Genomic DNA, 17,931 nt, shown 5'->3' with positions numbered 1-17,931 from the left:
CGATGAACGCAGAGGACGACTTCCTGCGGCAGCGGATGCCGCCGCAGCAGCAACAGCCCCGGCCCTGGACGCCGCCTCCGCCGCAGCCGCAGCCGCAGCCGCAGCCGATGGCGTCGTACCCGCCGCCGGGCCCGATGCCGCGACCGCAGCCTGCCCGCGGCTGGCGCCGGGTGGTCCTGTCCGCGACGCTGGGGCTGGTCAACCTGGGCCCGTCACCGGCCGAGCGGGAGGAGACGGCCTACCAGGCGGCCATCCGGTCGCTGCCCAACGGCAGCTACAAGGTGGGCGTGCTGGGCAAAGGCGGCGTCGGCAAGACGACGGTGGCGGCCAGCGTCGGTTCGGTGTTCGCCGCGCTGCGCCGGGCCGACCATGTGGTGGCCGTGGATGCCGACACCGCGTTCGGCCGGCTGGGCAGCCGTATCGACCCGCATGCCACCAGCTCCTACTGGGATCTGGCCGCCGATCAGAGCATGCAATCGTTCGCCGACATCAGCGGCCGAGTGGGCGCCAATGCGGCGGGACTCTACGTCCTGGTGGGCGAGCCGGCCGCGGGCAGTCGCCGGATCCTTGACGCGGCGTTGTACCGGGAGGCCGCGCTGCGCCTGGACCGGCACTTCACCATCTCGATCATCGACTGCGGTTCGACGATGGACTCGCCGGTGACCCAGGAGGCGCTGCGTGACCTGGACGCCCTGATCGTGGTCTCGTCACCGTGGGCGGACGGTGCCGGCGCGGCCGCCAAGACCATGGAGTGGCTGGCCGACCGCGGCCAGGGCGGGCTGTTGCAGCGCACCGTGGTGGTGCTCAACGACTCCGACGGCCATGCCGACCGACGCACCCGCTCGACACTGACTGCGCAGTTCCTGCAGCACGGCCAGGCCGTGGTTGAGGTGCCGTTCGACCCGCACCTGCGCCCGGGCGGGGTGATCGACGTGATGAGCGAGATGGCGCCGGCGACCCGCCGGCGATTCCTGCAAATCGCGGCGATCGTCGCGCACTACTTCGCGTCCCGCCCCCAACGCCGGGACGCGAAGCCGGGCCGTACTCAGAGCACGTAGCGCACGACGCTCTCGGCGACGCAGGCCGGCTTGGCATGGCCGTCGATGGACACCGTGGTGGAGAAGGTCACCTGGTGGGCGCCACCGCCGACATCGGCCACCTCGACCAGGGAGGTCTCGGCCCGGATCTTGGAGCCGACCGGCACCGGCGCCGGGAAACGCACCTTGTTCAATCCGTAGTTGATCGCCAGCTTGACCCCGTCGAGGCGACTGATCTGCGCCATCAGTTGCGGCAGCATGGCCAGTGTCATGTAGCCGTGGGCGATCGTGGTCCCAAAGGGCCCGGTGGCCGCGCGCTCCGGATCGACGTGAATCCACTGATGATCACCGGTCGCGTCGGCGAACAGGTTGACCGCGTCCTGGGTGATGGTCACCCAATCGCTGTGGCCGATCACCTGACCCTGGCATGCGGCAAGCTCATCGATCGATCCGAAAGTACGCACTTGGTCGGAGCTCCTTTGCTAATCCGTTGCCACCGCGCCGCTTTGGCGCAGTCGGTCGATATCGTCGGTGCTCATTCCCAGTCGGTCCGCCAGCACCTGTCCGGTGTCGGCACCCAGCGCAGGTGCCGCGACGGCCGGGGGGTGGGAGCCGTCGATCGACGCCGGCAGGCCGGCCGCCAAGTACTCCCCCACCCGGGGCTGATACAGCGTGGCGAACATCGGGTTGTCGCGCAGGCGCTCGTCGGCGGCTACCTCCGCGAAGCTGCGGTAGCGGTCCCACAGCAGCGATGTTCTCGCCAGGGCGGCTTCGATCTGCGCCGCCGGTCGCTCGGCGAACCACCCGCTGAACAGCCCGGTCAGCAAGTCGCGGTGCCGATAACGCTGTCCTTCGTCGCCAAAATCAATGCCGCGCGCTTGCGACAGTGCGGCAAGGACTTTCGTCGATCCGGTCAGCTCGGCCAGATCTCGGAAGTGCCGATCGGTCAGCGTGACGACCATGAACGAGACCCCGTCACCGCTGGCGAAGCTCTGCCCGTACTGGCCGTAAACCGCGTTGCCGATGCGTTCCCGGCGGGTGCCGTTGACCATGGCCTCGGTGAGGAAGCCCAGGGCACTGGCGGTGCCCAGTGCGACGTCCTCCAGCGCCAGGCTTATCCGGCAGCCCTCGCCGGTGTGGTCCCGGCGGTGCAGCGCGGCGGACACCGCCAGCGCGGCGTGCAGCCCGCAGGCGATATCCCAGGCCGGCAGCACGTGGTTGATCGGGGCGGCGTAGTCCCCGGGCCCGGTGACCAGCGGAAAGCCGACACCCGCATTGATCGTGTAGTCCACAGCGGTCGAGCCATCGGCACGTCCGAGAACCTCGAGGTGGATCAGGTCAGGACGCATCGTTGCGAGCGTTTCGTAGGAAAGCCATTGCCGGCCAGCCATATTCGTCAGCAACACACCACTGTCGGCGATCAGTTGCTGCACCACGCGCTGCCCCTCGGGCGAACGCAGGTCTGCGACCACCGAGCGCTTGCCCTTGTTCAGGCCCGTCCAGTAGATAGAGGTGCCGTCGTTGGTGACCGGCCAGCGCCGGTAGTCGGCCGCACCGCCGATCGGGTCGATACGCACCACGTCGCAACCGAGCTGCGCCAGCGTCATTCCGGCGAGCGGGACGGCGACGAAGCTGGCGATCTCGATGACACGCACCCCGGCCAACGGAGCCTCAGCGGTCCCCAAGGCCCGAGCACTCGCCTGCATGACCTGCCCTTCGTCGATGAATTACGTCGACTATATGCCCACCCACAAGGCCACCCGGCCGGTGGCGAGTCCGCGCCGAATCTCAATCGTTGCCGAACCGCGATATGAAAACCCGTGGCGGCGAACAGGACACGACGGCGCACCGTGTTTGACTCCGTTCAGAAGGGCTAGACCGCACGACATTGGGATGGGACAAGGGCTATGAAGAGCGTTGAGAAGTTGCGTAACGCGGCGAGTCGGCTACCGCGCCGGCTGATGGTCGCGGCGGTGGGGGCCGCGCTGCTGAGCGGCCTCGTCGGGGCTGTCGGTGGTACGGGTAACGCGTCCGCGTTCTCCCGCCCGGGCCTGCCGGTGGAGTACCTGCAGATCCCCTCGGCTGCGATGGGCCGGGACATCAAAGTCCAGTTCCAGCCGGGCGGCACCCACGCGGTGTACCTGCTCGACGGGCTGCGCGCCCAGGACGACTTCAGCGGCTGGGACATCAACACCCCGGCATTCGAGGAGTACTACCAGTCCGGGCTGTCGGTGATCATGCCGGTCGGCGGTCAGTCCAGCTTCTACTCGGACTGGTACCAGCCGTCGCAGGGCAACGGCCAGAACTACACCTACAAGTGGGAGACCTTCCTGACCCGGGAGATGCCCACCTGGCTGCAGGCCAACAAGAGTGTCTCGCCTTACGGCAACGCGGTGGTCGGCCTGTCGATGGCGGGCGGATCGGCGCTGATCCTGGCGGCCTACTACCCGCAGCAGTTCCCTTATGCAGCGGCGCTCTCGGGGTTCCTGAACCCCTCCGAGGGCTGGTGGCCGACCTTGATCGGGCTCGCCATGAACGACGCCGGCGGCTACAACGCCAACAGCATGTGGGGCCCGTCGTCCGACCCGGCCTGGAAGCGTAACGACGCCATGGTGCAGATCCCGCGGCTGGTGGCCAACCGCACCCGGATCTGGGTCTACTGCGGCAACGGCACACCGAGCGACCTCGGCGGCAACAACCTGCCCGCCAAGTTCCTGGAGAGCCTGACACTGCGCACCAACCAGCAGTTCCAGCAGAACTACGCGGCGGCCGGTGGCAACAACGGCGTGTTCAACTTCCCGGCCAACGGGACGCACGACTGGCCGTACTGGAACGAGCAGCTGGTCGCGATGAAGCCCGACATCCAGCGGGTGCTGGGTGCGGGAGTCGACCCGACCTAACCAATCCCCCAACACCTCGGCGGCAGTGCAATCCAGCACTGCCGCCGACGTGTCTGTGGGAAAGGGTGAAACGAAGCCGACGTTCGCAGACAAGGACCTGCAAACGGCTTCGGCGCGGGACTAGGAGGAGCGAGCGGTCAGCGCCACAAGCCGCGGCGGTCGACATAGCGGTGGCTGTACCAGGTGGCCATCAGGCAGATAACCGTGGCGGTAGCCAACATCCAGGTACCACCGACGAACACGCTGATGATGCCACCGACCACCGCCCCGGAGATGTATCCGGTCAGCAGCATGAAATTGAAGAACCAATCGTGGATGCTGCCGCCGCTGATGTGGCGCTCGATGCCCTGCCCCAGTTTCACCACTGTGCCGGTCACGTAGCTCAAGGGGATCGACACTTCGCCATCGCGGACGAACGTGGTGTTCAGTGCGCCCACCCCGAACGCGACGAGCAGGATCGGCAGGAGGGGGACCGGCAGCGCGGGCCCGCCCTCGATCCAGTCGGTCACGGTGGCGGCCAGTAGCGACACCCCGGTCAGCCGCAAAGCGCCGTGCGGTCGGCTGCGCCAGATGTGGCGGTGGCACAGCGAGGCGATCACCACGCCGGCGATGAAGGACACCAGCAGGGCGGCCGCGGAAATCGACATCCACTGGCTGTCGGTGAACAAGCCCAGCGCCGCACGCCCGGCGTTGCCGGTCATGAAGGTGACGAAGTACCCCTCGGAGTGGGTGTACGCCGTGGCGGCCAGAACCCCGGCAAGCCCAGCAAGAACCCACGACAGTCTTGCTTCACTGCCATAGCGTTTATCTAGCACGCGCGCCTAAATATGTGTCAGCCGACCGGACCTGGAACCAGGGTCACGGTTGCGCTGTGTTCTCCGCCGCCCGGGTTGCGCCACGTCAGCGTGACGGTGTCGCCCGGGTGACGCTGGTCGAGTACGTCGGTCAGGTCGGTTGCCGAGTTCACCGGCCGGCCGTTGACCGAGGTGATGATGTCGTCGCGGGCGATACCGGTGGCCGCGGCCGGGGTGCCGTCGAGCACCTGGGCGACCCGCGCGCCGCCGATGTTGTCGATCACACCGACACCCATAAAGGCGGTCTCACCGATGTGCACGGTGTTCGACGAGATACCGGCCCGGATCTGACCGGCAATGGCCATCGCCTGGTCGATCGGGATGGCATAGCCTTCGCCGCCCGGTTGGGCGAACTTGTAGTTGTCCGACGCCGCGGTGTTCATCCCGATCACCTGTCCGGCGGCGTTCACCATCGGACCGCCCGAGTCACCGGGACGGATCGCGGTGTCGGCCTTGATCATGTTGGTCAGGGTCTCGGTACTGCCGGTCAACTCGTCGGCGGCCGAGACGGTCTGGTTCAGACCGATGACCCGTCCCGGCACCGCGGTCGGCGCACCGCCATGGCCGCCGGCGTTGCCCAACGAGACCACCGGGTCACCGATGGCGACCCGCGAGGAGTTGCCGATGTTCGCAGCCGGTAGGCCGCCGGCGCCGCGCAATTGCAGTACTGCGACGTCGTGGCTGCGGTCGAAGCCGAGCACGTCGACCTCGTAGGTCTGGCCGTTGGCAACCGAGACCGCCGTGAGCCCGGTGGCGCCGGCGATGACGTGGTTGTTGGTCAACACCACGCCGCCGGGGTCCAACACGATCCCGGTTCCGGCGCCGACTGCGCTCTGGTAGCCCATCTGGGCATCGATGTTGACCACTGCAGGACCGACCTGCGCAATCATCGCCGCAGGGTCGAGCGGAAAAGCGGGCAGAGTAGGCGACGCTTGGACCGGCGCCGCCACCAGCCCGGCCGTGGCGATCGCCGCGGTCACCGCACTGAGCAGCCGCCACCGGACAGGGCGATGCGCTCCGCTCATTCGTCGTACCTCCTGCAGTCGTGCCGCGGGACTCGCGAAACAAGAATCCCCAGCTTACCGGAACCGCCAATCCGGCTGGCAAACGCTATACGCCGGCTGGGCAATCGTCGCCGCGGCGCAACTCTTGTGCTCAGCGACCGTTGAGGGAAGGCTGATCTGCGGAGGAGGCTGCCATGGCAGACAAGACCGGAACAGCACGGGGCGCCGGTTCCGCCCCGACCGCGGCCAGTCCGGCCGCCATCCGCAATGTCGCGCTGGTCGGTCCACCCGGCTCCGGCAAAACCACACTGGTCGAGGCGATGCTCGTGAGCGCTGGTGTCTTGACCCGAGCCGGATGCATCGCCGACGGCAGCACGGTCTGCGACTACGACGACGCGGAACTCCGTCAGCAGCGTTCGGTCGGGGTCGCGTGCGCCTCGTTGGAGCACGACGGCGTCAAGATCAACCTGATCGACACTCCGGGCTACGCCGACTTCGTCGGAGAACTGCGTGCCGGGTTGCGGGCCGCCGACTGCACACTGTTCGTGATCGCGGCCAACGAAGACGTCGACGACGCGACTGCCACGCTGTGGCAGGAGTGCAGTCGGGTCGGTATGCCGCGCGCGGTCGTCGTCACCAAGTTGGACCACGCACGGGCCGACTTCCCCGCCCGCCTGGCCGCGGCCCAGGCGGCGTTCGGCGATACGGTGCTGCCGCTGTATCTACCCGCGCCGGGCCGGGGCGACGGCGTGATCGGGTTGCTGGCAGCCGAATCCGTCGATTTGCCCGACGCCGAGCAGCAGCGTGGCGCGCTGATCGAGGCGATCATCGAGGAGTCGGAGGACGAGTCTCTGCTGGACCGCTACCTGGGTGGGGAGCGGATCGAACCCGCGGTGCTCGCCGCGGATCTGGAGCGGGCCGTGGCGCGCGGCTCGTTCTTCCCGGTCATCCCGGCCTGCGGCAGCACCGGCATCGGCGTCCCTGAATTGCTCGAGGTCGTCTCGACCGGCTTTCCCGCGCCGCCGGAACATCTGCTCCCGGAGGTATTCAGCCCGAACGGCGTGGCTCGTGCCGGGCTGAGTTGCGACCCGGACGGGCCACTGTTGGCTGAAGTCGTCCGGACAACATCGGACCCCTACCTCGGCCGGGTCAACCTGGTGCGGGTGTTTTCTGGAACCATCAAGCCCGACAGCGGGATTCATGTCAGCGGTCATTGCGCCGGATTCTTCGGCGACGGGACAGGTCGCACCGACCATGACGAAGACGATCGGATCGGGACGCTGGCGTTTCCCCTCGGCAGGCAGCAGCGTCCAACCACCGTGGTGATGGCCGGCGACATCTGCACCATCGGCCGGCTGAGCCACGCCGAGACCGGGGACACGCTGTCGGGCAAGGACGAACCGCTGGTGTGCAAACCCTGGTCCATGCCGGATCCGCTCTTGCCGGTCGCGGTCATTCCGCACGCCAAGACCGATGAGGACAAGCTGGCTGTCGGGTTGGCCCGGCTCGCCGCCGAGGACCCCAGCCTGCGCATCGAGCGGAACCCGGAAACCCACCAGACGGTGCTGTGGTGCATGGGCGAGGCACACTCGGGAATCGTGCTTGATGCGCTGGCCCACCGCTACGCGGTGTCGGTGGATACCGTAGCCCTGCGCGTGGCTCTACGAGAGACGTTCTCCAGCAAGGCCAAAGGCCACGGCCGCCATGTCAAGCAGTCCGGTGGCCACGGCCAATACGCGATCTGCGACATCGAAGTGGAGCCGGTGACTCAAGGCGCCGGCTTCGAGTTCGTCGACCGCGTGGTCGGCGGAGCCGTGCCCCGCCAATTCATCCCCAGCGTGGAGAAGGGCATTCGCGCCCAGATGGAGCGCGGGCTGACGCTCGACGCCGGCGGCGGTTATCCGGTGGTCGACATCCGGGTAACCCTGATCGACGGCAAGGCGCACAGCGTCGACTCGTCCGACTTCGCCTTCCAGATGGCGGGCGCCGCCGCCCTACGCGACGCCGCGGCGACCGGCAGGGTGCGGCTGCTCGAGCCGATCGACGACGTCACCGTGGTGATCCCCGACGAATTGGTAGGCGCGGTGATGGGTGATCTGTCCGCCCGCCGCGCCCGGGTCCTGGGCACCGACAAGGTCGGTGCGGACCGCACAAGTGTGAAGGCCGAAGTACCCCAGACCGAGCTCATCCGGTACGCAGTCGACCTGCGATCGTTGACCCACGGTGCCGGTTCTTTCACGCGCGGCTTCGCCCGCTATGAACCGCTGCCGGAGTCTGCGGTCGCGCATGCTGCCAGCACCGCCTGATCGTCGGAGAGAGGACGTCCATGTCGACAATCGCCGGGTTGCCCGCGCACGTCGTACTGCTGCACGTGGTGGTGTCGTTGGTGCCACTGACCGCGATACTGCTGATCGTGTGCGCGGTATGGCCGGCGGCCCGGCGGCGACTGGTCTGGCTGGTGGTGACGTTTTCCGCCATCACGCTGCTCGTGACGCCGCTGACGGTCACTGCCGGCGAGTGGCTGGCCGACACCGGTAAGTTCGCCGGGTCACCCGAGCTGGACGCCCACATGGCCGCCGGCGAGTACGGCCTCTACATGGCCTTGGGCCTGGCCGTCGCCGCGGCGTTGCTGGCCGGACTGCATGTGGCGCTGTCACGCGGCAGCAAAGTCGGTTCACTGCTGCGACTGGGCATCGTCACCGCAGTGATCGCGCTGGCCGGCGGGTCGATGTTGGCGATCCACAACATCGGCTCGACCGGGACCGAGGCCGCCTGGGGAGACCTGCTCACCGCGTCGGACGACGGCTAAACCTGCGCTGATGCCGTAGCTGTTGGCACAATGGATGCCATGCGCAATGTGAGGCGGGGAATTGTGGCGATTGCCGGGTCGATGGCCCTGGCACTCGTGTCTGTTGGGGCGTCGGCCGGAATCAGCGAAGCGGCTCAGACGTCGCCGGCACGGGGGCTGGCCGTCGCGGCGATCGAGCCGGCCGCCGGCTCAGTGGTCGGGGTGGCCTACCCGGTGATCGTGACCTTCAATGGACCGGTCGGGGACCGGGCTGCCGCCGAACGTGGGATCCACATCAACTCCACGGGCAATAATGCCGGCCACTTCGAGTGGACGAGCAGCGATGTCGTGCAGTGGGTCCCGGATGGCTACTGGTCACCGCACAGCAAGATCGACGTCGACGCGCACGGGATGTCAACGGGTTTCGAGACCGGCGACGCCGTGGTGGGGCTCGCCGATATCTCGGACCACACCTTCACCGTCAGCGTCAACGGCGAGATCCAACGAATCATGGCGGCGTCCATGGGTAAACCCAAGCGCCCCACGCCTGTCGGGTCCTTCACCGCACTGTCGAAAGAGCGCACCATCAAGTTCGATTCGCGCACCATCGGCATCCCACTCAATGACCCGGAGGGCTACCTGCTCAACGGCGAGTACGCCGTTCGGGTTACCTGGAGTGGCGTCTACGTGCACTCCGCCCCCTGGTCGGTGGGCTCACAGGGCTACTCGAACGTCAGCCACGGATGCATCAACCTCAGTCCCGACGACGCCGCGTGGTATTTCAACTCGGTACACCTGGGCGACCCAATCATCGTGCAGGCCTAGCACTTAAGGCCTAAGGCAGTCGTAGACGCGGCGATAACTCGCCGCGTCTACGACTGTCTTGGCTCTAGCCTGGGACGCACCGCGTCAGCAGGCGCCGAGGACCGCCGTGGGCATGTGCGCCACGTAGCGCTGAGCACGCTGCTCACGACGCATTTCGCGACGAGCGGCCATCCGGTTGCGCAGCCGGTTCACCATGCGGTTTCCCGCCTGGTGGTTCGTCGAGCCGTCGAGAGCCAGAACACTGATGGTGATGAAAGCCATGATTTTCTCCTGCCGGGAAACTCACCGGCCGGCACAACCCGTACGGGTCGGCGGAACTCGTGGTTCAGGCCACAACGGAGGCGCCGGAACCGGTGAGGTACAGATCGATCGTGGAACACGGATACGGATGCGGACCGTCACTAGAACTCACTTCGCCCTCACCTCCTTCCGGTCGGGACACACGGGCATGTCGTGGCATTGTTCACCATGGTGTCATCGAAATACGGGACCGTCAAACGCAAACGGGTTCCGATGGTGCCGGCCGCCCATGACGGCGACCAGCACCTTCCCGAAACCCCTTCGCAGCAAGCGCTATTCAGCGCTTCCCTCAGAGCAGCCCGAGCAGTTGCAGGTCGGTGACGTACTTGACGATCACCGCCGGCGTGACATGCGGGATGTCGGGATGCTCGGGGTCAGGCCCGATCCCGGCCGACTGCACCGCGGCCCGGAACCTGTCCGTCGGTGCGATCGATCCGCAGATCGGCGGCTGCGGCTTCTGGTAGTTGTGCAGCAGCGGCAACAGCGATGCCTGGCGCTGGTTTTCCGGCAGCGCGCGCAGCGTGGTCTCGAACCGCTGCAGCCAGTCGCCGTAGTCGGCGATCCGCCGAATCGGGTAACCGGCTTCGATCAGCCAGTCGACGAACTCGTCCATCCCCAGACCGTCGTCGTACGGGTTCATCACGTGATAGGTGGTGAACCCGCCGCTCGCGAAGGATCCCAGCGCGGTGGACGCCTCGGCGATGAACTCCACCGGCAGGCCGTCGTAGTGCGCGCGCTGTCGCTGACCGTCGGCGCTCAGTTCGTAGAACGAACCGGGCGCTACCCCGGCAGCAACCAGGCTGAACATCATCCGGGTGAACATGTCGGGCAGGTTCAGCTGGCCGGCGTAGCTGGTGTCGGCCAGGATCATGTCGCAGCGGAACACCGCGACCGGCAGGCCGCACAGGTCGTTGGCCTCACGCAGCAGCACCTCGCCGGCCCACTTACTGGTGCCGTAACCGTTGGCGTAGCCGTCGTTGATCGCCCGGACCGCACTCATCACCCGGACGTCGGCGTCCTCGGTGAACTGACCCAGCGGAATCTGGTCGCCCACACCAATTGTGGAGAAGTAGGTGAACGGCTTGATCTTGCTGGTGAGCGCGACCCGGATCAGCTCGGCGGTGCCGAGCGCGTTCGGCCCGAACAGTTCGCTGTAGGGCAACACGTGGTTTACCAGGGCCGCCGGGTCGACGATCACGTCGACCGTGTCCGCCAACCGCTGCCAAACCTCTTGGTCCAGACCAAGATTCGCTTCACCCTTGTCACCGGCGATCACCTCGAGATGCTTGGCGGCCAGTTCGGTGTAGCGGGCCAGCAGCTGCGCATCTCCGCTGTCGAAGACGTTGTCCAACCGACGGCGGGCATCCTCGTCGGACTTGCCACGCACCAGGCAGATCAGTTTTCCGTCCACCGGGGCCAGCCGCTGCAACCACTCCAGCGCCAGGTAGCGACCGAGGAAGCCGGTTGCGCCGGTCAACAGCACGGTGCGCACCTGCTCGGAGGGGCCGGGCAGCGACGGTGCCGCGGCCAAGGTCGCCTCGTCGAGGAACTTGTCCAGGGTCAGGTCCGCGGCAGCCACTTCGACCGCGTCGCGGCCGTGCACCGAGGCGAAAGTCGGCCGTTTGGAGCCGTTGCGCTCGGCGGTGATGTAGTCGGCGATGGCCGCCAGATCGTTGGCCGGGCTGACGATCACGCCCACCGGAACGTCGACGTCGAAGATGTCGCGCAGCAGATTTCCGAACGTCAGCGCCGACAGGGAGTCGCCGCCCAGGTCGGTGAAATGTGCCTCCGGGGCCAGGTCGCCGGCCGAGGCGCCCAACAGCGCCGCGGCGGCACGACTGACGGTCTCCAACGCCGGACGCTGAGCACCGTGCTGACGCAGCTCGCTCAACTCACTGGCCTGCCCTTCGGCCAGCTCGGCGTAGCGGCGCTCAAGGCGATCGCCGTAGTGCGCCTTCAGCTTCGGCCAGGCCAGCTTGCGAATCCCGGTCAGCAGTCCGTTCTCCAGGGTGAACGGCTCGGTCTCGACGATGAAGTCACGCGGAACTTCGTAGGACTGCAGGTCGGCGTCTTTCGCCACCTGCTGCAGCGACTCGGCGATCCCGGCCTTGAGGGCGGCGTCGGAGTCGAAGCGGTCCGCAGCTTCCGGGGTCGGGACCACCACGGCCAGCAGGTAGGGCTGCGCGCTGTTGCCGTAGACGTAGATCTGGCGAACCAGCGGGCTGTTGCCGAACACCGCTTCCAGCTTGGCCAGGGTGACGAACTCGCCCTGGGCCAGCTTGAGCACGTTGTTGCGCCGGTCGACGTAGACCAGGTGGTCCGGCGCGATCTCGGCGACCACGTCACCGGTCCGGTAGTAACCGTCGGCGTCGAACACCTCGGCGGTCACCTCGGGACGCTTGTAGTAGCCGGGAAACAGGTTCTCGGTCTTGAGCAGCAGTTCGCCGCGCGGGTGCGGGGTGTCGGTGCCGAAATAGCCCAGATCCGGCACATCGACCAGCTTGTAGTCCAGAACCGGCGGCCGCTGCACTTCGCCGTCGAAGAGCACCATGCCCGCCTCGGTGGAGCCGTAGCCGTTGAGCACATGCTGCTCGGTGAGCTGGTCGACCCAGGACCGCAGCTCGTCGGAGATCGGCGCCGAGCCGGTCATCGCGAACACACACCGCCCGCCGAGCAGTTCGGCGCGCATCTGCGCCAAGACCTGCGCTTCGGCGGCGGCCCGGTCTCCGCTCACCCCATCGAGTTCACTGCGGAAGTGCTGGTAGAGCATCTCCCAGATCCGGGGGACGAAGTTCAGTTCGGTCGGGCGAACCAGGGCGAGGTCTTCGAGGAAGGTGGACAGGTCGCTGCGTGCGCTGAAGTAGGCGGTGCCGCCGTTGCCGAGGGTGCCGTACAAGATGCCTCGGCCCATGATGTGACTCATCGGCATGAAGTTCAGCGTGATCGAGACGGCGGTCGGGCCGAACCAGTTCTTGGTCGACCGCACCCACATCCGGGACACGTTGCTCTCGGGGTACATCGCACCCTTGGGGGCGCCGGTGCTGCCGGAGGTGTAGACGAGCAGTGCCAGTGGGTTGGCGTCGTCGCCGGCTTCCGCAAGCGCCTGGGCCGGCAGGGTCAGGGAGTGACCGCGGGTCAGCAGGTCGGCCAGCGGCTCGACCACCACCTCGACACCGGCCAGCCGCGCCCGCGCATCGGCAAGCGCCTCGCGGTGGTCATCGACCTGCTGGTGGTAGTCGAAGACCACCAGGCGGGTGGGGGCCGGACCGGTCAGCACCAACTCGACCGCATCGGGCAGCGAGTCAACGCTGGCAGCGATTACCCGGGGCTCGGTCTCGGTCACGATCGGCACCAATGTGTTGATCGCCGCCGAGGTCTGCAGCGGCACTGAGACCGCACCGATCTGGCCCAGCGCTACGTCGATGACGGTGTAGTCGACGCTGGTGAAGCCCAGCACCGCAACCCGGTCACCGGGCCGCACGGCGCCGGCGGCCAGGGCGGCAGCCACAGCGCGGACGCGCTCACCGAGTTCTCCGTAGGTGATGGTTTCGTAGCGCGGCAGCAGGGCTGCGGTGCTGCGACCGGTGGCCGGATCGGTGACGTACTCGACGGCACGCTGCCCGAGCGCCGGCCGGGCGGCGTAGCCGTCGAAGACGGTCCGGGCGATGTGCGCCAGCCGCGACTGCCCTTCGATAGCGGCGGCGACGGCCGGGTCGGGCCGACCGGCGGCGAATTGCGGGTCGGTGGCGACCAGGTCGGCGATGCGGCGGGCGAGTTGCTCCTCGTCAGCGGTGGTGGAAACAGGCGACATATCGAACCTCTAACGGATATTTCGTGAAAGTGATTTTCAGGGGCGCGGTCTGCGCCGATGTAAACTACGTTAGCAAAACTAACTTAATTTAGGACCCCTGAACTGGTGTGACGTTGCACTCACGGCTGTTTGCCAGTGAGCGTCAGCTCAGCGATTCCTCCAGCCACGGGAGCAGCCACTTCACCCCTTCGGGCGTCAGGTGAATGCCGTCGCTGCGGACCTTGATGCCGTCGACTTTGGCGGTGTAGGTGCCTGCCGGCCCCAGCTTCTTGTTCAGGTCCATCACCGTGACGGCTTCTCGCCCGGCGACCTCCCGGCGCAGCAGGGCGTTCCAGCGGTCGACGCGCTCGGGTTTGTCTTCAGGCCACAGGCTGCCGTCGGGCCGCTCACCGTAACGGCTGTACGGCACGGTCGTCACCACGACCCGGCTGCCGGCGGCCTGGAGCACGTCGAGCGCACGGCGCAGCTCCGCGGTCAGATAGGCATCGAAGGTCGGGTCACCGATGCGCGACCACTGACCCTCGTTGACCCGGTCCACGGTTTCCCAGCGGCCGACGAACAACAGCACGACATCGGGCTGGTCGGCCTTGACCTGCCGAGTCCAGCGCGCCGGCCATCCGTCGCACTCCTTGCCCTGGTCGATGACCTTGCCGGCCCAGCGGTATGGCCCGGCGCGCACAATGCTGCAGCCGACGACGGTGTGGTCGATGAAGTCGTAACCGGGGGTGTCCGGCAGATAGTGCATCAGGGTCCAGCCGATCGAATCACCGAACACCGACACGGTGCGCGGCCGGTTGGGGTCGCGTCGCGCGGCCTGCGGTGGTGGCTTTTTGACCTCCGAAAGCCGCGCAGGCGGCGAGGGGGACACCGCGGCGGCCGCGGCCACATCCGGGGTCACACCGTTCTCGGCTGTGGGACGCTCGACGACCGGGACCACCAGCACCGTGACTGCCACCGCAGTGCCGCTGACGGCGGCCCCCAGCGGCAGCAGCGACACCCGCGCCGGCCGCCAGCGGCGGATCGGCTCCTCAAGGACCCACCATGACACCGTCGCCAGCAGCAGCGTGGCGGCGCACCGCACGGCGAACAACGCCCACCCCGACCACCCGGTGCGCTGCCCGTTGAGGACCAGGAAGACCGGCCAGTGCCACAGGTACACGCCGTAGGAGATGGTCCCCAGCCACACCAGCGGCGACCAGGCCAACGCCCGGGCGACCAGACCGCTCTGATGCAGCGCGATCGGGGCGATCACCGCGATCGCAGCGACGGCCACCAGCGTGAGCAGGCCGCCGTGGAACTCCGCGGCCGTGCCGGTGGCGCGGTGGGCCGCCATCGCCAGTACGGCCAGCCCACCCAGCGGCAGCAGGCGAGCGACCCACAGCGCGCGGCGGGTGCGCACCACCGACCAGCCCGCGGTGAGCGCCGGCCAGTCCCCCACCAGCAGGGCCGCGGCCGCGGCACCGATCAACAGGGCCTGCGCACGAGTGTCGGTGCCGAAGTAGACGCGATCGCGGGTGGCGTCTGAGGCCAGCATCTCCGCGGCCGTCGCCGAAGCCGCCGCCCCTGCGCTGGCCAACAGGAAAACCGTCAGCCGCACCCCGCCGACGGTGGCCCACCCGCCGCGGCGCCGGGCGCGGGCCCCCAGCAGCAACGCGATCGCGATCAGCAGCAGCGGCCATAAGAAGTAGTACTGCTCCTCGACGCCCAGCGACCAGGTGTGCTGCAGCGGCGACGGCGTGCCGGCTTCGGTGAAGTAGTCGGTGTGCTCAGCGACGAACCGCCAGTTGGCTACCCAGAAGAAGGCGGCGATCGCGTCCTCGCGCAGGCCCACCACCGCCTCCGACGGCAGCAGCTCGTGGGCTATGGCGACGGTCAGCACCATGAGCACCAGAGCGGGCAGCAGTCGGCGGATGCGCCGGATCCAGAAGCCGGTGAGGTCGATCCGGCCGGTCCGGCCCAGCTCGTCGATGAGCAGCGAGGTGATCAGGAATCCGCTGAGCACAAAGAACAGGTCCACACCCAGGAACCCGCCCGACAGTCCGGGGATGCCGCCATGGTCGGCCAACACCAACGCGACGGCTATCGCGCGCAGACCGTCCAGGGCGTGAATGCCCGGGCGTCGCCGCTCCCGCCGAACCCGATCCGCGGCGCGCGCGGTGGTCAACCGGGCGGCACGCGGGGCCGGCGCAACCCAGCGCGATTTACCCGAGGTGCGCATCGAGGTGGCCTGGCGAGTCCGGTTCCCGGCCGGTCGACTCATGTCATCTTGGTCGCCGTTGGCGCCGATTGGTCGATCCTCTCGCTGGTGGACCACCGAAAGCTTAGGGGGCGAGCGGTCGTCTCAGCCGGATGACACGCTCGCGATCAGTAGACCAATTCGGCAGTGCGCCACCAGATCAGCGCGATGAACAGTGCCAGCAGCGCAAGGCTGGCCGCCGCCTGGATCCGGGTCCGGCTCGCCTGCGGCGGATAGACGTAGGCGAACGCGACCAGCACCCCGGTGATCAGACCACCGACGTGCCCCTGCCAGCTGATGTGCGGAATGGTGAAGGTGAAGATCAGGTTGACCACGATCACCGCGCCCACCGCGCGGACGTCCATCCGCAGACGGCGCCCGATGACCAGCGTGGCGCCGAACAGGCCGAAGATGGCGCCCGAAGCGCCGGCGGTCGCGGTGGTGATCGGTGCCAACAGGTAGACGGCAACCGAGCCGCCCAGTGCGCTGAGCAGGTATAGCGCGCTGTATCGCACCCGACCGAGCAGGCCCTCGAGTTCGGGGCCCACCACGTACAGCGCCCACATGTTGAGCAGCAGGTGCATCGGTCCGTAGTGCAGGAACGCCGACGTCAGCAAGCGGTAGATCTGCCCGTCTGCCACCGCCGGTGTCCAGAGCACCAACTCGGACTCCAGCTCACGCGACGCCAGCTGTGCCAGGAAGGCGAGCACGCTCAGCGCGATCAGCCCGTAGGTGACCACCGGCGCTCCCGAGGCCGCGCGGACCAGGGGCCGCGCCGCCCGGCGCACCGGCGTGCCGCCCGCCTGCGCGCAGTCCACGCAATGCTGGCCGACGGCGGCGCTGCGCATGCAGTCCCCGCAGATGTAACGGTCACACCGGGTGCAGCGCAGCGCGGTGGCCCGATCGGGGTGCCGGTAGCAGACGGTCATGGCTATACCCTCTCAGAGCACGTTTGCCGGGGCGCTGCCGGTAGATTTCACATCATGTCGTCCCAAGCTCCACGCCAAGCGTTCAATGACGTCGTCACCCGGTTTTGGAGCTTCGCCGCTCCGGCCTACGACGCCCAATTTCTGCAGCGTTGGGTCTACCGTCCGGCCCAGGACGAGCTGATCGCCGCGCTGCGGTCGCACCAGCCGGCCCGGGTTGCCGACATCGCCTGCGGCACCGGCATCCTGGCCGACCGCATCGAACGTGAGCTGTCCCCGGACGCGGTCTACGGGGTGGATATGTCCGACGGCATGCTCAACGAGGCACGGGAGCGCTCGTCGCGGGTGCGGTGGCTGACCGGGCCCGCCGAGCAGCTGCCGTTCGAAGATGGCGCGCTTGATGCGGTGGTCACCAGCTCGGCGTTTCACTTCTTCAACCAGCCGGCCGCGGTGCGCGAGTTCTACCGGGTGCTGGCGCCGGGCGGGATGGTGGCGGTCACGGCGATGAGCCCCCGGCTGTCCGATCCGCTCAAGACGCTGACCGGAATCCGGTGGAACCCGGCACGCCAGCCGACGCCCAGTGAGATGCGCACGCTGTTCACCGACGCCGGTTTTACCGTTCCCGACCAGCATCGCGTGGCCCGTCCGGCCTGGACACTGGTCGTGTCGGACCTGATCACGGTCGGGGTGAAGCCGTAACCAGCTGACGACGACCCGTCCCCCGCAGCTCCGTCGCGGTACCTTCGTTAGGTATGAGATCGATGAAGCTGGCCGGGATGACGGCGATCGCGCTGGCAACCTGGTGCACTGCGGCCGGGATCGCCGGAGCCGATCCGGCCCCTCCTCCCCCGCCGGCGCCCAAGCAGGTGATCGACGGCGATGGCACCTTCGCGGTCGGCAAGGACATCGTGCCGGGCACCTATCGCTCCGACGGCCCGCGTGACGGCGCCGCCTGCTACTGGCGCCGCATCGGCGGCGACAAGACCCTCGACAGCGCGATGACCAAGAAGTCCCAAGTCGTGCTGATCGAGCCGAGCGACACCGCGTTCCGGACCGACCGCTGCCAGACCTGGCAGCTGACCGAATGCCCGCCCACCTGTGCACCGGTGCCACAGCAGTCGGTGGGCCTGCCCGATGTGCTCAAAGGCTTCGTCCCGCAGGCTCGGCCCCCGGCCCCGAGCCCAGCCCCGAGCGGCGGCTAACGCTCCAGCCGCCGGCTCCACGCGCGAGTGTGAAACTCACGACGCGAC

At 67.9% G+C, this 17,931-nt stretch carries 15 protein-coding genes; 7 read left to right on the top strand and 8 right to left on the bottom strand.

The window, feature by feature from the left end; genetic code table 11:
- Positions 1-2: 2 nt before the first annotated feature.
- Positions 3-1,058 carry a MinD/ParA family protein gene (locus tag ACJH5R_RS17790; RefSeq protein WP_406782498.1) on the top strand — a complete coding sequence of 352 codons (1,056 nt, stop codon included), beginning with the start codon at positions 3-5 and terminating at the stop codon, positions 1,056-1,058.
- On the opposite strand, the gene ACJH5R_RS17785 is transcribed toward ACJH5R_RS17790, so the two are convergent.
- Together ACJH5R_RS17785 and ACJH5R_RS17780 are read right to left on the bottom strand one after the other, a co-directional pair.
- Positions 1,046-1,501 (bottom strand): MaoC family dehydratase, encoded by a 456-nt coding sequence (locus tag ACJH5R_RS17785; protein ID WP_406756651.1) that lies wholly within the window; start codon positions 1,499-1,501, stop codon positions 1,046-1,048. The genes ACJH5R_RS17790 and ACJH5R_RS17785 overlap by 13 nt on opposite strands.
- 18 nt (positions 1,502-1,519) lie before the next feature.
- Complete coding sequence (locus ACJH5R_RS17780; RefSeq protein WP_406756650.1) at positions 1,520-2,743, bottom strand: CoA transferase; 1,224 nt, start codon at positions 2,741-2,743, stop codon at positions 1,520-1,522.
- A gap of 201 nt (positions 2,744-2,944) precedes the next feature.
- On the opposite strand from ACJH5R_RS17780, the gene ag85C reads away from it, so the two are divergent.
- Positions 2,945-3,937, top strand: coding sequence for a diacylglycerol acyltransferase/mycolyltransferase Ag85C (gene ag85C / locus ACJH5R_RS17775; RefSeq protein ID WP_406756649.1), 993 nt, complete (start codon positions 2,945-2,947; stop codon positions 3,935-3,937).
- 137 nt (positions 3,938-4,074) lie between these two features.
- On the opposite strand, the gene ACJH5R_RS17770 is transcribed toward ag85C, so the two are convergent.
- On the bottom strand, positions 4,075-4,752 hold the full coding sequence (locus tag ACJH5R_RS17770; RefSeq protein WP_406756648.1) for a YoaK family protein: 678 nt from the start codon (positions 4,750-4,752) through the stop codon (positions 4,075-4,077).
- A 17-nt stretch (positions 4,753-4,769) separates the two neighbouring features.
- Complete coding sequence (locus ACJH5R_RS17765) at positions 4,770-5,816, bottom strand: S1C family serine protease (protein WP_406756647.1); 1,047 nt, start codon at positions 5,814-5,816, stop codon at positions 4,770-4,772.
- A gap of 173 nt (positions 5,817-5,989) precedes the next feature.
- Between ACJH5R_RS17765 and ACJH5R_RS17760 the strand changes: the two genes are divergently transcribed.
- From ACJH5R_RS17760 to ACJH5R_RS17750, 3 genes are read left to right on the top strand one after another with little or no spacing between them, the layout of a single operon-like run.
- Positions 5,990-8,101 carry an elongation factor G-like protein EF-G2 gene (locus ACJH5R_RS17760; RefSeq protein WP_406756646.1) on the top strand — a complete coding sequence of 704 codons (2,112 nt, stop codon included), beginning with the start codon at positions 5,990-5,992 and terminating at the stop codon, positions 8,099-8,101.
- 20 nt (positions 8,102-8,121) lie between these two features.
- Positions 8,122-8,604: a hypothetical protein gene (locus ACJH5R_RS17755; RefSeq protein ID WP_406756645.1), complete on the top strand. Its 483-nt coding sequence runs from the start codon at positions 8,122-8,124 to the stop codon at positions 8,602-8,604.
- 48 nt (positions 8,605-8,652) lie between these two features.
- Positions 8,653-9,408, top strand: coding sequence for a L,D-transpeptidase family protein (locus ACJH5R_RS17750; protein WP_406756908.1), 756 nt, complete (start codon positions 8,653-8,655; stop codon positions 9,406-9,408).
- 84 nt (positions 9,409-9,492) lie between these two features.
- Here the strand turns inward: ACJH5R_RS17750 and ACJH5R_RS17745 are convergent, their stop codons facing one another.
- The 4 genes from ACJH5R_RS17745 to ACJH5R_RS17730 form a co-directional block, all read right to left on the bottom strand.
- A complete protein-coding gene (locus ACJH5R_RS17745; protein ID WP_406756644.1) occupies positions 9,493-9,669 on the bottom strand; it encodes a hypothetical protein in 177 nt (58 codons plus the stop codon).
- Between the two features lie 328 nt (positions 9,670-9,997).
- Positions 9,998-13,519, bottom strand: coding sequence for a carboxylic acid reductase (gene car / locus ACJH5R_RS17740; RefSeq protein ID WP_406756643.1), 3,522 nt, complete (start codon positions 13,517-13,519; stop codon positions 9,998-10,000).
- 142 nt (positions 13,520-13,661) lie between these two features.
- Complete coding sequence (locus ACJH5R_RS17735; protein ID WP_406756907.1) at positions 13,662-15,737, bottom strand: acyltransferase family protein; 2,076 nt, start codon at positions 15,735-15,737, stop codon at positions 13,662-13,664.
- A gap of 146 nt (positions 15,738-15,883) precedes the next feature.
- Complete coding sequence (locus ACJH5R_RS17730; RefSeq protein ID WP_406756642.1) at positions 15,884-16,684, bottom strand: rhomboid family intramembrane serine protease; 801 nt, start codon at positions 16,682-16,684, stop codon at positions 15,884-15,886.
- A 54-nt stretch (positions 16,685-16,738) separates the two neighbouring features.
- Here ACJH5R_RS17730 and ACJH5R_RS17725 point away from each other — a divergent pair, with 54 nt between their 5' ends.
- Positions 16,739-17,380 (top strand): class I SAM-dependent methyltransferase, encoded by a 642-nt coding sequence (locus ACJH5R_RS17725; RefSeq protein ID WP_406756641.1) that lies wholly within the window; start codon positions 16,739-16,741, stop codon positions 17,378-17,380.
- A 53-nt stretch (positions 17,381-17,433) separates the two neighbouring features.
- The gene (locus tag ACJH5R_RS17720) at positions 17,434-17,883 is read left to right on the top strand and encodes a hypothetical protein (RefSeq protein ID WP_406756640.1); all 450 of its coding nucleotides are present in this window, start codon (positions 17,434-17,436) and stop codon (positions 17,881-17,883) included.
- Positions 17,884-17,931 lie beyond the last annotated feature (48 nt).

It is taken from the genome of Mycobacterium sp. SMC-19, from assembly GCF_045310815.1.
In the GTDB taxonomy this organism is placed as follows: domain Bacteria; phylum Actinomycetota; class Actinomycetes; order Mycobacteriales; family Mycobacteriaceae; genus Mycobacterium.
The sequence above is the reverse complement of the archived record's forward strand: the minus strand, read 5'-3'. Positions and strand labels throughout refer to the sequence as shown.